Source organism: Kineosporia sp. NBRC 101731, assembly GCF_030269305.1.
In the GTDB taxonomy this organism is placed as follows: domain Bacteria; phylum Actinomycetota; class Actinomycetes; order Actinomycetales; family Kineosporiaceae; genus Kineosporia.
In genome coordinates this window covers 131708-145110 of the sequence record NZ_BSTC01000013.1, presented here as the reverse complement: position 1 = coordinate 145110, position 13403 = coordinate 131708, and the positions used below count along the sequence as shown (strand labels likewise).

The 13403-nt window shown below is 63.4% G+C and carries 13 protein-coding genes; 5 read left to right on the top strand and 8 right to left on the bottom strand.

Annotated features, from left to right (window positions below; translation table 11 throughout):
- Position 1: 1 nt before the first annotated feature.
- Complete coding sequence (locus tag QSK05_RS28805; protein WP_285600504.1) at positions 2-1066, bottom strand: PDDEXK family nuclease; 1065 nt, start codon at positions 1064-1066, stop codon at positions 2-4.
- A gap of 413 nt (positions 1067-1479) precedes the next feature.
- On the opposite strand from QSK05_RS28805, the gene QSK05_RS28800 reads away from it, so the two are divergent.
- The 3 genes from QSK05_RS28800 (at position 1480) to QSK05_RS28790 (ending at position 4117) form a co-directional block, all read left to right on the top strand.
- The gene (locus QSK05_RS28800) at positions 1480-1698 is read left to right on the top strand and encodes a hypothetical protein (RefSeq protein WP_285600503.1); all 219 of its coding nucleotides are present in this window, start codon (positions 1480-1482) and stop codon (positions 1696-1698) included.
- A gap of 505 nt (positions 1699-2203) precedes the next feature.
- On the top strand, positions 2204-2782 hold the full coding sequence (locus QSK05_RS28795; protein WP_285600502.1) for a hypothetical protein: 579 nt from the start codon (positions 2204-2206) through the stop codon (positions 2780-2782).
- A 267-nt stretch (positions 2783-3049) separates the two neighbouring features.
- Entirely contained in the window at positions 3050-4117 is a 1068-nt protein-coding gene (locus QSK05_RS28790) for a hypothetical protein (protein ID WP_285600501.1), read from the top strand.
- On the opposite strand, the gene QSK05_RS28785 is transcribed toward QSK05_RS28790, so the two are convergent.
- The 7 genes from QSK05_RS28785 to QSK05_RS28755 all read right to left on the bottom strand — a co-directional run bounded on the left by QSK05_RS28785 (position 4032) and on the right by QSK05_RS28755 (position 9325).
- Positions 4032-4811, bottom strand: a complete 780-nt coding sequence (locus QSK05_RS28785) for a hypothetical protein (protein WP_285600500.1) — start codon at positions 4809-4811, stop codon at positions 4032-4034. The two genes, QSK05_RS28790 and QSK05_RS28785, sit on opposite strands and share 86 nt — an antisense overlap.
- Before the next feature lie 101 nt (positions 4812-4912).
- A complete protein-coding gene (locus QSK05_RS28780; protein WP_285600499.1) occupies positions 4913-5719 on the bottom strand; it encodes a hypothetical protein in 807 nt (268 codons plus the stop codon).
- A gap of 56 nt (positions 5720-5775) precedes the next feature.
- A complete protein-coding gene (locus tag QSK05_RS28775; protein ID WP_285600498.1) occupies positions 5776-6489 on the bottom strand; it encodes a hypothetical protein in 714 nt (237 codons plus the stop codon).
- A 210-nt stretch (positions 6490-6699) separates the two neighbouring features.
- Positions 6700-7464 carry a hypothetical protein gene (locus QSK05_RS28770; RefSeq protein WP_285600497.1) on the bottom strand — a complete coding sequence of 255 codons (765 nt, stop codon included), beginning with the start codon at positions 7462-7464 and terminating at the stop codon, positions 6700-6702.
- A complete protein-coding gene (locus tag QSK05_RS28765; RefSeq protein ID WP_285600496.1) occupies positions 7457-8710 on the bottom strand; it encodes a hypothetical protein in 1254 nt (417 codons plus the stop codon). Before QSK05_RS28765 ends, QSK05_RS28770 begins: the two co-directional genes overlap by 8 nt.
- Positions 8700-8990 carry a hypothetical protein gene (locus QSK05_RS28760; RefSeq protein WP_285600495.1) on the bottom strand — a complete coding sequence of 97 codons (291 nt, stop codon included), beginning with the start codon at positions 8988-8990 and terminating at the stop codon, positions 8700-8702. The genes QSK05_RS28765 and QSK05_RS28760 overlap by 11 nt, the downstream gene beginning before the upstream one ends.
- Entirely contained in the window at positions 8990-9325 is a 336-nt protein-coding gene (locus QSK05_RS28755) for an SAV_915 family protein (protein WP_285600494.1), read from the bottom strand. The genes QSK05_RS28760 and QSK05_RS28755 overlap by 1 nt, the downstream gene beginning before the upstream one ends.
- Before the next feature lie 384 nt (positions 9326-9709).
- Between QSK05_RS28755 and QSK05_RS28750 the strand changes: the two genes are divergently transcribed.
- Positions 9710-10288: a hypothetical protein gene (locus QSK05_RS28750; protein WP_285600493.1), complete on the top strand. Its 579-nt coding sequence runs from the start codon at positions 9710-9712 to the stop codon at positions 10286-10288.
- 56 nt (positions 10289-10344) lie between these two features.
- Positions 10345-13389, top strand: a complete 3045-nt coding sequence (locus tag QSK05_RS28745; RefSeq protein WP_285600492.1) for an ATP-binding protein — start codon at positions 10345-10347, stop codon at positions 13387-13389.
- The last annotated feature ends 14 nt before the right edge of the window (positions 13390-13403 follow it).

The window sequence follows — 13403 nt, the reverse complement described above, 5'->3', positions numbered from 1 at the left end:
GCTACTCCTGCTGGGCCTGGAACTCGTTGGCAATGACGTAGAGACTGCGTTCCTCGTAGGTCCAGGCGTCCGGACCGGAGAAGGTCGGGGCGACACCCGTGGCCAGGGTAACGATGTCCTGGGCGAGCTTCGTAGCTGACCAGCCGTCGACCTCCGGTGCGTTCTTCCAGATCAGCGGCTTCTGACGATCGTTCCGCCAGTAGACCTCGTGCCTCTTCGGGTCCTCGGCCAGCCACTCCCGAACCCTGGTGACAAGGTCCGGCTTGATGAGACTCTCGAGGGACAGTTCAAGTCGGGCGCCTTCCGGCACGAGCGCGTTGTCAGCGATGACCGCCACCGAACGCTGATTCCTCGTGCGCTGAGCCAGTTTCTCACTCACGGTTCCGGCCGCCTGCGCCAGTGGACCGAGCACCCGATCGGTCATGTCGTCGATCGGGAAGATCCGCTGAAAACTGGCGATCAGAGCCTTGGTGTCAGCGTCGCGGAACAGATTCAGCTCGACGCAGTTGATCTCCAGTTCGGTCGGCGCGAGCTCGGAGAGCCAGGTCACTGTGGTAAGCACCTGCGGCGGAAAGCGTTCCGCTATCAGCACGATACGTGGACGAGTGATCAGATCTTCGTCCCAGTCGCCCTCAACATGGGCTGACAACTGGGCAAACCCGTCCGCCGCCGTGTGCGACGAGTCGGCCTGCTGCTGGTTCAGGTACTCGGCGTGCACCGCGCCGAGCATCTCCTTGTCGAACCGTGCGACCAGCGCCGCGTATGTCAGGGCCTGCAGATGGACGCGCTTGTCACCGTCGCGCTTGAGCTCGACGATCACGAGTTGTCCGGTCGAGTCGAGACCAAGTACGTCCAGCCGCTCGCTGGCGAACTGACCTCCGCTCGTCCCCCACCGGCTGAACTGCTGGGTCACGATGCGAACGTTGCCGCCCAGCACCTCGGGATGCTCCACAACCCAGGTCTCCAGGTGCTGGGACTCCAGTAGACCGTGATCGACCATCTTCGTCGGCTCCAGAGCGGTCGCCTTCCGGCCATCGATCTTGTAGACGTGCGCCGACTGGCTCATGGAGCAAAGTCTAGCTGGGGCGGTTGAAGAGCAGACTCCGGCAATGGTCGGGCGTCGTCGACGATAAGCCCGGGCAGCTCGAACCCTGATGCTCGGTGAGGGGATCGACCTGGCGCTTCTGGTGCCGTACGTCGTTCCGGTCGACCGTGAGGCCATCGACTCAGTGGTCGACAGGCCGGGGCGGACGGCTGAAGAACCTGCCGCGATCTACGACAGGATTCACGGGTCATGACCCCGACGGGAGACAATCGCCTGACACTCGAGACATCAAGGAGCTCCGAATGGCACGACCGAACAGGCTGGCTGCGCGTGGACGGCAGACCACTGGCCATGAGAGCACCGACTCACCAGCGCCCGAAGCGCCTGCATCGACGCAGCCCGGCCCGGGCGAACGCGGCCTTCGGATGAGCCAGATGGTCGACACCGAGTACCGCCTGCTCGGCGCCCAACTGCGCGCCGGCCGTTTGCCGGAGGCCGTGAGGACCTCACGGCGGCTCACCGAACTGGTGGAGTCGCTGCGGAACATTCAGCCTCCGGCCGGAGACCGCACCCCGACGACACGGGCAGCTACCAAGGCACTCAAGACCGCCCGGACCCGCAAAGACGGCGGGCGGACGAACCCGACCACGTAGGAATGCGCTGCCCGCCCGCCAACCACCACGGGCGGGCGTTCAGCTCTGGAAAGAGTTCGCTCATGCCGTGCTCAGATTCGAAGTGACCGCCGCCGGTGGGTGGGCCAGGCCGGGAACTTCTGGAGTTTCTGGACGCGGCGAGCCGGGCCACCGCGATGCTTACCGGGGATGACGCGAGTACGGATGACCCACTGACGGACGCTGGTACCCCTTCACTCTCATCCGTGACCAGTGGGTGCCCACCGTCGGCGTGAATGCCTCCGAAGGCCTTACCTGCCAGTCCGCAGCGCGCACGAAATCGCTCCGCGCCGCGAGTAACTGACGATTTGGCCGGGCAACCAGAGGGCTAAATCTGTCTCCTCAGAGCGGGCCGGGTACGAGGCTGTCAACGGTGGAGCCACCCAACCGTGTTGGGTGGCCTGCCGAAGAGCACCGCTGAACGGGGCGAAGTTTGTCGGTGGTGGCTGCTTCAATCGACATCACCAACAAACCGGGGGGATTCGCCGTGAGCCTGACCTTGATGCCCGAGACCCGACAAGCCACCTTCTGCGTGCTCGAGGCCGTTCTCGGCCAGCAGACGAAGCCGTACGCCGCGGCGCTACTGAGCATGCCGAACGTCGTTGAGGCCGAGAAGTCCGCGATCTGGACCCGAGCTCTCGTGGCCGCGTTCTGCAAAGCCGCATACGGCGAAACGCCTACACAGAAAGACCTGAGCGACGTGGCCAGGAGGGCCGCAACCAGACACCATAAGCTAAGTGGTCTCTCGGCAACAATATTCGAGATACTCCTCAACGAGATCTACTTCGGCGGTCAGCACACGATCGAGCTTTCGGCGTCGTGTCTCCTGGCGCCGTACTTTTTGCTGGCGACCCTTCTCCCACCGGCGTCCCACGACGACATGTCCCGGCGGAGCCAGATGGAACGGGTCTGGAGCGCCTTGGAGCAGACCTGGCCGGCCACTGCGCACTACCAGAGCCTCGAGGCGGCGTTCGACCAAGCGAATCTGATGAGGCTGCCTGCAGCGGCTACGGCCAAGCTTCGCCTTGAGCTCTTAGAATGCAGCTGCGGATGTGAATCTACTTAGGTACGAGCTAAGTTCGCGAACCGACTGACGGGTATGCGGGGGCCACGCCAAGGCCCCTTCTTATCCAGCTGTCACCTCTGTGCCAGCGGCCAGCAGCCGCTGGGACATGCAGGGTAGAACTGCACCGGCTCTGCACCCGCGGGGGCAGGCCATGGCGTATCCACGCATGGTGACGGACCGTAAAGGGTGTCAGTCACCCAGCGCGACTCTCAGCAGAGATCCGCCCTCGAATCATTCCGGGGCACTGTCCTTGCGCATACTGCAGGGTTGGACATAGACCTCGCCATCGAGCAGACCCGCAGTCGTACCCATTCTGGCCTGGTCTTCTGTGGGACGCCGAACAGGAACCAGCGCCGCAACCTCAGCACCCTCGACGGTCGCGTCATCCTTGACAGCGGACGCTGGCGCAAGACCTTGGCTACCTCAGCAAATCCGTTCGGGTTAGCCGACGAAAAGACTGCGGAAGATTTGGGTCTTCTACCAATTGATTTCGGCAACACCTTGGACGAGGTCGCGTTATCGGCTCCAGCTGCGGTGTCGCTGGTGTTGACCCCGACCGGATTCATCCCTGCCGACCGGCTCCATCTCATCACCGATGTACTCAAGGCGACACACGCCTCCGCCGCCCCACGGTTGATCCCCCTAATTCCTACACATGCTCGTGTTCTCGAGCCCCACCTGATCCAACGGATGTGCCGGCTCCTGGCCGCGGCACGTTCCCCTGTCGCCCTGGTCCTGGCTGACGAGGCTGACCAGCCGCTAGGCAAAGCCCATCGGATCGCCGGCCTGAGGACCTTACTGAGCGCCGTCCCGGATGTCCTGCTCCTGGGCTGCGAGCCCGTGGTGGCCATGGATGCAATTCTGCAGGGCGCCTGTGCCGCAGCGATTGGAGTGAATAGCAGCCTCCGTCTTCCCAGACCGCCCAGCGACAGTAACGGCGGGCCCGCTGTTCCGAGGATGTTCCTTCGCGAGCTGTGGGAGCACCGATCGCCTCCCACCTACGCTCAGTGGTACGAGATCGCGGAGGAATCAGAGCCTTCGTGCACTTCCTGCGGTGATGAGCGCTCCTTCTCGTCGTACGGCACTGGCGACCACGACCGGAAGCGCATTTATCGGCACACCCTGCACACCTGGCTCGAGCTCCTGGATGAGCTGGTCGACTGCGATCGTGACGAAGCTCAGGGTCTGCTCGCCGATGAACGGCGACAGGCCCTGGACAGGAACGCTCAGCTGCGCCCGTACGAGCCTCTCAGGGCGTTCGATCCTGTTCTGCGTCAGCTGGTGATGCTCGATTACGGACGGCTTCCGACCTCGCTTGCGCGGCGCCGTACTTGAGCCATTCCTTGTAAGCCCGCTCGCGGAACAGCCACGCCACCGCGGTGCTCGATGGCTTGGGCACCACTGCCTGTAAGAACTCTTCGCCGGCCAAGGGCCCTGTGCCTGCGAGCCCGATGCCGAAGTAGTCGGCCTGAAGCATCTGCTCGGCCGAGGGAGGACGACTTACGAGAATCGCGGAGGGCGCCAGCCGCGCGAAGGCTGCTGCCTGGCGTAACTTCGTCCACCAAGATCCAGCCGCGACCTGGACAGAGAGCACCTCGACAGCGGGTTGCAGGCGCCGCACCGGGCCGCGCACCGTCAGTTCGACGAGGCCATCGGACGCGCTTTGAACGCGTCGGCGATCGTGATCAGCCAGGGCATGCTCCGGCACTGACTGTCCAAGAGGCAGGTGCGTCAAGGTATCGAGCACATGAAGTCGGGTCTCGGCGCCCACACCGACGCTCAGACGACGTCGATGCTCCCCCAGATCGATGGCCAGCACGGCATCTCCCTGGGCGTCGTTCAGTCTGCCGGCACCAGGGACGGCCTGAAAGGCCGCGAGATCCGGTTCATAGCCCTGCTCAAAGGTCATATCGATATCCCCGCACGCGCTGTTGAGGTCGTTGCCCAGTGTTCCGTGCCCAAGGGCGACCAGCACCGCTTTCGGCATCACCGTTGCAGGATCGCCACCATAGAAAAGGTTGTCGATCAACAGGTACGCCCCGGCACCCGGACATCACAACGCGTGCGGGTCGCGGAACCAGTCTGACCGCGTCTCGGTCCGAGATGGCACCTGGCATGACGACCGCACAGTCAGTCCTGCCCAGCCAGCTCCGCTCGCTGCTCGGGGCTGTAGAAGTATCGACGGACGGCCAGATAGGCGGGAATAGCGTTGGCCCCCAGCCAATATGCACGAATAATCATGAAGGGCAGGCCCTCCGCGCCCGGGGAGAACCGACCAGCATGATTCTTGGTCCGAGTCCCCTCCAGCGGAAAAGCTTTCACCGTGATCCACGGCGTCTGATGATTGCGGGCCGCGACCTCGGTGACCGACTCCCACGGCACGAAGTGCTCGAACGTCAGCGACCGGTGATAGATGCCGGTGGGACTGATCACCACCACACCGGGCGCGGTGCGCAGCATGGTCACCAGAAACCAGAGCAGGTATAGGCCGAAACCGGCAAAAACCAGGGACAACACCACTCCGGCGACGCTGACATACCGGCCCGCTGCCACCGCGTAGCCGAAGCAGCCGGCAGCACAGGCCCCCAGCACGACCGAAAGCCAGTAGTAAGCCCATCTCGAGTACCGGAACGCCATGCCTTCTTCGCCTTGATCATTCGTTCCTCGCGACGGCAGCCCGCCGGCCTGACGAGGACGGTGCATCAAGCTCACAGTGAGACCGATCAGATGTACGAGCAGCAGCATCCCTCCGACCCAGACCAGCGCCTGCCACCACGTTTCCTGCAAGACCTCATCCACCGCGAGAGCACCGAAAAGGATTGCCAAGAGGGCAAAGAGCAGCACTGAACCGATGCGGCCAAGCGAACGGTGCGGCCTGGGCCAGCCAACTGGCTGGTCTCCCTGTTCTTCCGGGTCATCGCTTGCACGGAAACGCATCACATGGGGCTGCCCACCGTACCCTCCCTCAACGTTCGTGACATACGCATGATCACCTAACCGGCGGATCTCTGACTGGTTACGTCCGCGGCGTTGAAGTACGTACATACTGCTTCGTACGCCGGGACAGCATGGCTGCCGAGAGCCAGGGCCTGGAAGACGAGCTGGGATCGCTCGTCCTTACCGATCCAAGGGCGGCCGACGGTTGTGGTCCGCACGTGGGGACCCGGCCGAAAATGCACTTCGAAGTGAGGATTTTGCCCGTTGACCGTGCGGATTTCCGCCACCTCCGACCAGGGGACGAACTGATCGATGAACGCAGCGTGGTTGTAGATACCGCTCGGTGTCAGCACGAGTTTCGCGCGGCCTCGGCGGACCACCAGAATGAAGAGGCTCGTCAGGTAGAGGGATCCGGCCGCGCAAAGCACGGAAAGGATGACGCCGACTGGCCCCCAGGACGAAAGTTCATACGCAAAGCCAAGTCCCAGGACGGCGGGCATCCCGATGGATGCGGGCGGGAAGTAGTGCGATATCCAGGAATAGGTGAACATTTGACCAGATTCGCCGATGTCGTTGTGACCGGCCGGAGGAGTTCGGAAGTCCTGCCGGGGAAGGAACAGCAGAAGGGCCGTGCCGACAGCAAAGGTGAGCAAGGTCAGGAAGACCCACGTAGGGCGAGCGATGGCCCAGAGCGAACGACTTTCGATTCTGTCGACAGCTGTGAATAATGGGAACAGCGAAATGAATGACAGGCTGGCAACGTTGATCATTCGCGTCGTCGACCTGGCAAGGACGGGCCACTCAGGCGAAGCAATCAAGGGCTCATTCATATCGCTAATGGGTAGGTCACGATAGACCCGGTTTGATGTGGTGATCGGCCCGCTCCAGCAACGGTTTCACCCCAGACTGAGCTGATGAGGTGCGCAATCCCTCCTGTTGCGGCAACGCTGGCTGCTGCCCCGGCCACCCCCTCCCCCCTTTCAAGAGATGCCGAGATTGCCACGCCGGTTGGGATTATCGAGATACTCACAGACCGCCTTATAAGCCGGTTCGGCGAATCGTCCCATCTGAGCAGCGGTCACGGTAATACTGGTCAGGGTCGGTGGTTCGCCAATGAAGAGATAGGACGGACGGGATACGCGAGTCTGAGAGCTGGGCACGTAATCAACGAGGAACAAGGGGGTAGTTCCCCCCATCGCTCGGACTCCGGTCACAGATCTCCAGGGAACGAACTGATCAGCCAGCGCCGAGTGGTGGTACACGCCGTCAGCGGTCAGGACGAGCCGACCCCGACCGCGCCGAGCCATGGCAATGCAGAACCAGCCCAGGAAAGCCGCAGCAGCCGCCGCGATCACGGCCTGAACGATGGGCCTATCGCGTCGGAACAGGTCCACGGCCAGAGCCAGCGCGAACACCCCCGGGATCCCGAACAGGACGTAGAACCAGCAGGTCGCGATGAGCGAGTGCCGGAACCTCAGACCGGGGTTGCCGAGATCGTCGACCCCTGTGCCCGGCGGCTTCCGGGAAGGGCGCGGGCGCTGCCAGCCGGTCAGGCCAGTCGCGGCGAACACCACGAACATGAACGCTGCGAGGCCCCAGAAGAAGGCCTCCCACGACGCACCTTCTCGGGCGGCGTCCACGGCCCAGTTCCCCGAGCCCAGGGCCAGGAATGGAAAGCCGATGACTGCGATCACCTTGGCCTTGACCGGCGTCGGTGCCGGCGGCCAAGCGTCCGCTTCAGCCACGTGCCCACTGCTTGACCTGCGCCGGGTCGGTTAGCTTGTCCACCGCGTCGTCTACGGTCGATTCGACCTTATCGACGATCTCGTCCTTGGTTTCCACGACTTTTTCGGCGTAAAATTCCTTGATCATGTTCACGTGCGTGGAGCCACCCCGTCCGAGAGTTTCATCTTTCTCGTGTTGTCTGTCGTACGCCGAGTCCATCATCCCGCCGGCTACCAGGCCGGCCCCAGCACCGACGACAGCTCCCACGATTGTTCCGGCTATGGGCACCACTGACCCGGCCGATCCCCCCACCAGCGCACCGGCAGCTGCTGTACCCAATGCCGACCCGACTGCGCCGGCTGCGGCTCCCACCCCGAGTCCAGTAGATGCACTGACCAGTGTCTTGTCCACTGGCTTCTCGTGAGTTATGTCGTATCCGATGTCCGTTGCGACAAGGCCCCACCCGATGACAGGCAAGCCTTTTGAAACACGTCCCCATTGACCAACCTTGCCCATGCTCTTGGCATGCACCGAGTATCGCTCCTGAAGATCCTTCAGGGAGTCGCCGAAATAAGGACCGTTCATCGGCACCCTGACGTGCCGCACGTGGGCCAGATCGATCATTTCCTGGGCCTGAAGAGCCCGTTGCGCCAGCTTGCTGCCGTAGGCCCCGGCCATCAGTTCCACCAGAGTGTCGTTCGCAAAGGTGGCGACCACAATCCACTTCTTGTCGCGCAGGTCGTTACTGACGTTAGTGAAGCTTGCCTTGCGCATGTCGTACTCGTCGAAGACCTTGTCGACCTCTCGGCGGGCCTTCTCATAGGCTTCGATTTGCTCGTTCAGTTCGCTGGAGCGCTGTTCGTCGGTGGCCGGCGGCAGAACGCGACCCGGGACCATGTCGGGGGCGACTCTGTCGCGGGGATCAATGATCGTGTTGCCGTCAACAAGCAACCCATCCTCGCGAGCCATCTCGCGTACCCGTTCCATACCCGTCTTCGCCGTCTTCAGGTCGTCGGCCAAATTGACCAGTGACTTTCCGTAGCTCTCGATTCCCAGCTCGAAGGTGAAGGCCTCGCTCTGCGCAGAATCGACCTTGGTGTGAAAGGCCGACGCGGCGTCCCCCTCCCAGGACCTTTCAGACCGATCACGTGCCGTCCGGTAATCGTCCGAAGCGGTTCCCACCGCTACGGTGAAAGTCTTCTCGATCCATAGGCCCAAAGTCCGGATACTTTGGGGGTCGCCCTCAATCGTCGTGTCAATTGACATCCAGGCCTCCGCTGTAGGAGTCGGCCGAGGCTGTATCCGTGGTGTCGTAGCAGTTGCCGGCCGAGGCCACCGTGTTGCCGAAGGCCTGCATGTTCACCACCAGGTTCCCGGCGTTGGACAGCAGGTGAGCAAAGTCCCCGACAATCGTCTCAGTCAGGTCCCCGGCGTCCAACCATTCGGGAGCCGTCTCGCCGGTCGCGTCCAGGTTTCCGGCCGCCGATTTCAGCTTGGCAGCAATGTCTGCAACTTCATCGAGATCAACCTTCACCGGCTCGGCCATCAGTGCTCCTCGACCCGGCGCCACATGTCCGGTCGGATCGGCAGATCCAGCAAGATCGAATCGAAGGACTGGGCTTCGTCGATGAGATGCAGATCTCTGGTCATCATCACGGCCCACGGCTGGTCCGGCCCGCAGTGCTTCACGAGTCGATCAAGGGCCGAATAGACAGGCAGACCGAGTCGCCCGTCAGGCATCACTCGTAAGTCCACCACAAACTCATCGTCGATCGGACCCGGTGCCCGCGGCACGTACAGAACCGGTGGCAGCCCTTCCAGCGCGAAGCTGTCATCGGCATCAGCGATGCCCATGGCTGCCCCTGTTTCCGGTTCAGACATGGGTCAGAACCCTAAAGGACATCGCGCCCGTTCGGGTCACTGTGTGACCTACCTCGCGCTTGTCGCACCTTTAACAACAGGCAACTACTTCATTTGGCAACGTCATCGCTCAGCCCTCTGGGTTTCCCCAGGGCCAAGGTCATCGTGTTGTCCGCCTGCGCAACTCCGGCGCAATCCTGAAGGCGGACCGCCAACACAGTCCGTGACCTCGACCGTCAAGTCCGCGTAACTGCCCGCACGATGAACGCACACCGCACCCATCGGCCGTCTCCCCCTGCCCGCCGGCGAGAGCACATAACGTGCCCAAAGCCCCATTTCGTTGGCCAGCCATGGAGAGCCCTGATGCCGCGTCCGGATCCGCACCTGACCCCCAGAGACCGTGTTGTGCTTCTGTCACTGATGGCCGTCGCCACCGATGTCAGCAACCGGGAGCTGAAAGCGCGGTGCGGGCTGGACCTGACCGGCGACGCCCGTCACCGGCTGAACGAAGCGGGCCTGGTCAACAGCCCGAAGGTCGGGCGGGAGCTGCGGCACGAACTCACCGACGAGGGCTGGGACTGGGCCAAGAAGGAGTTCTCCCAGCCCTACCCGCCCCGGGCCGACACTGGCACGCGGGGTATGTACCTGATCCTCAGCCGGGTCAGCGAGTTCCTGGACCAGACCAACCAGAGCGCTGATGTCATTTTCGCTCCCCCGGCCAAGGATCTCGGCATTCGCCTGCGGGAGGCCGTGGCCGAGCTCGCCGAGGCTCCGGGTGAATGGGTTGCCTTGTCGCAGCTGCGTTCGCACCTGTCCGACGTCGCTCGTGACGAACTGGATGCCGCCCTCAGCGCCGCGTACCAGGGGCCGGATCTGGTCATCATGGCCGACGCCGACGAACGCCGGCTCAGCGCCGCCGACCGCGCTGCCGCGGTTCGGATAGGAGGCGAAGACCACCACCTCATCCGGCTGGCTACCTCGTGAGGAAGCTGACGGGCGAGGAGTTCACCGCGCTGTCGTCCCTGCGGTTCGAGTGGACGATGACGCTCGACGACATCTGGCACCCTCCCCGTGAGCACGTCACCGATCTGAACCACGCCACCGCCCGACGACTGCAGGCCGGGGTGGAAGACGCGCAGAAGAGCGACGGGCCGAGCCCGCTGGGCCTGATCATCGAGGGCAACAAAGGGTCGGGCAAGACGCACCTCATCGCCTGGTTACGTAATGAGGTGCAGCGCGACGACGGCTACTTCTTCCTGGTCGGGCTGACGCGCGGCGATGCGTTCTGGACCAACGTGATGGAAGGCGTGCTGGACGGTCTGTGGCGACCGACGCCCGGCCGTTCACACCAGATCGACATCCTGCTGACCCGGCTCGACCTGATCGGCGGGACCTCTCGAAGAGCTCAGCGCGCTTCGAACGAGCAGGTCGACCGAGCAACGCTGGATAATTTTGTCGCCGGACTGGGTCGGCGCGGTTCCGGTCTCGGGCCCGAGATTGCCGATACGGCAAGGGCTCTGATGATGTATGGAGCATTGGACGAGTCGGTTCAGTCCGTCGCCCGCAACTGGCTCGTCGCCTCCCCCGACCAGGATCTCGAAGAGCTGCGCCAGTGGGGCATTCGCGGGGCCCGGCCGGTCGAGCTGATTGTCCAGGACATTTTCCGTCTGGTCGCCGTGACCGGGCACAGCGTGCTGGCCATGGACCAGATCGATCCGCTGATCGCTCATGCCTCCGCATCACCGGCCTCGGTAGCTGCTGACACTCAGGACGAAGGTCGGGACGAGGCCGTCCAGCACGTCGCCCAGGGGGTCATGATGCTGCGCGACCTGACGCGGCGCACGCTGACCGTTCTGGCCTGTCAGCCCAACACTTGGACGTTGCTCAAGACGCGCAGCATCAGCTCGGCCCGCGACCGATTCCGCGATCCTCAAATCCTCCAGGGCATCAACCGCACGGAGATCGCCACCGAATTCGTGGCCAAGCGATTCACCGCCAAGTACCACGAGGTCGGCTTCACCCCGCCCTACCCCACCTGGCCGATCACACAGCAGGCCTTGAACGAGGCCGTCAACTACACGCCCCGCGCCCTGCTGCAGCGTATCGATGCGCACGTCCAGTACTGCCTGGATACCGAAACACTCCTGGAACTTGCACATTTGGACGATGGTGGCTCGCAAACGTCCCCCATTGTCACCGATGAACGCGAGATCGAGCTCAAGCGCCTCGATCAGCGCTTCGACGAGCTGAAGGCGCAGGCAGATCTGGGCCAAGCGACCGACCAGCACGCGGACGATGTGGTGGGCCCGGACTGGCTGGCTGCGGGTCTGCAGACCTGGGTCCTGGAGCAGGGCGATCGGGCGTCAGCCTTCACGCTGGATCCGAAGCCGGGCAAGAAGCCGTCGCTGCACGCACGACTGCGCTTCACGTTTCACGAGAAGACCGAGTCGGAAAGTCACTACTCCTTCCGTGTCATCAATACCGCGCACGCTTATTCGGCGCTGACCAAACTACGGTCGGCCATTTCGGTTTCCGGTTTCCAGCCGGGTGATGAGACCCGCAATCTGATCATTGTGCGGAACACCCCCTGGTCATCCGGAACCAAGACACAGAGCGAGACCAAGGCGTTCAAGACCGCCGGTGGAACCATCACGGAATTCACGGACGAAGACATTCGCGTGCTCCACGCTTTGCAGCTGATGCTGACCGAGCGGGACGCGTTGCTGCGCGCCTGGATCGTGAGCCGGCGGCCGGCCAGCACGACGACGCTGTTCAGCCAGGTGCTGTCGGAGTCCTTTCTGACGGCCTACGATCCTGTTCCGGAAGAACCAGAACCTGAGATCGTTGCCGGTGTCCCGGTCGGGCGGCTGGTGGACGTATCAGGCCAGTTGGTCTTGGACCTGGAGTCCCTGCGTCGGCACATTGCAGTCTTCGCCGGCAGTGGATCGGGCAAAACTGTTCTGCTGCGCCGCATTATCGAAGAGTGCGCTCTGCGGGGTGTCTCGTCCATTGTTCTGGATCCCAACTACGACCTGGCCCGCCTCGGTGACCCCGCGACCTCTCCTCCCCCGGAATGGCAAAAAGGGGACGCGGAGCGCGCCCGGGAGTTTCACGAGACGTGCGAGGTGGTGGTGTGGACACCGCTGCGCACCAGTGGTCGGCCGCTGACCTTCCAGCCCCTACCGGACTTCTCTGAACTGCTCAACGATGCGGACGAGTTTCAGCAGGCCGTTCAGATGGCCGTGAACGCATTATCGGGTCGGGTTCGCGCCGACGGGCCCACCCGCCGGGCCGAGATCCAAAGAGCCGTACTGAAACAGTCGATCGAGTTCTTCGCCCGCAGCGGAGGCGGGCCTTTGCAGAGTCTGGCCGATCTGCTGGCCGAGCTTCCCGAGCAGGCCAGTGATCTGGATCAGGCTCCGAAGATCGCCGCCGAAATGGCCCAGACGATGCGGGCGAATATGGTCAATGACCCGTTGTTCGGGGGCGTCGGAACGCCCGTTGACCCGGCGCAGCTCCTCACCCCGACCGCCGGAAAACGCGCCCGGATCTCCGTCATCAGCATGATCGGGCTGGAAGGCGACGAACAACGTCAGCACTTCATCAGCCAGTTGCAGATGGCGCTGTTCGGCTGGTTCAAGAAGCATCCGGCCCGCGACGTGCCGTTGGGTGGGCTTCTGGTGATGGACGAGGCCCAGACCATCGCCCCCTCCGGCGCCCTGACCCCGTCCACCCACAGCACCCTCGCCCTCGCCTCACAGGCACGAAAGTACGGACTGGGTTTGATTTTCGCGACCCAGGCACCCCGGGGACTGCACAATCGGATCCCGGGCAACGCGTCCACCCAGTTCTACGGGCGGCTTAATGCCCCTGCGCAGATTCAGACCGCCCGCGAGATCGCCCGGCAGTCGGGCGGCGACGCGACGGACATCGGCACGCTGGGCATCGGGCAGTTCTACGTCGGGGTCGGAGGTCAACCCTTCGTCAAGATCCACGCCCCGATGATGCTGAGCCACGACGGCGGCCCGCTCAGCCCCGAAGAGGTGCTGGACCGGGCCCGGGCGGGAATGGTCGACGATGAGTGAGACCGCCGTGAATG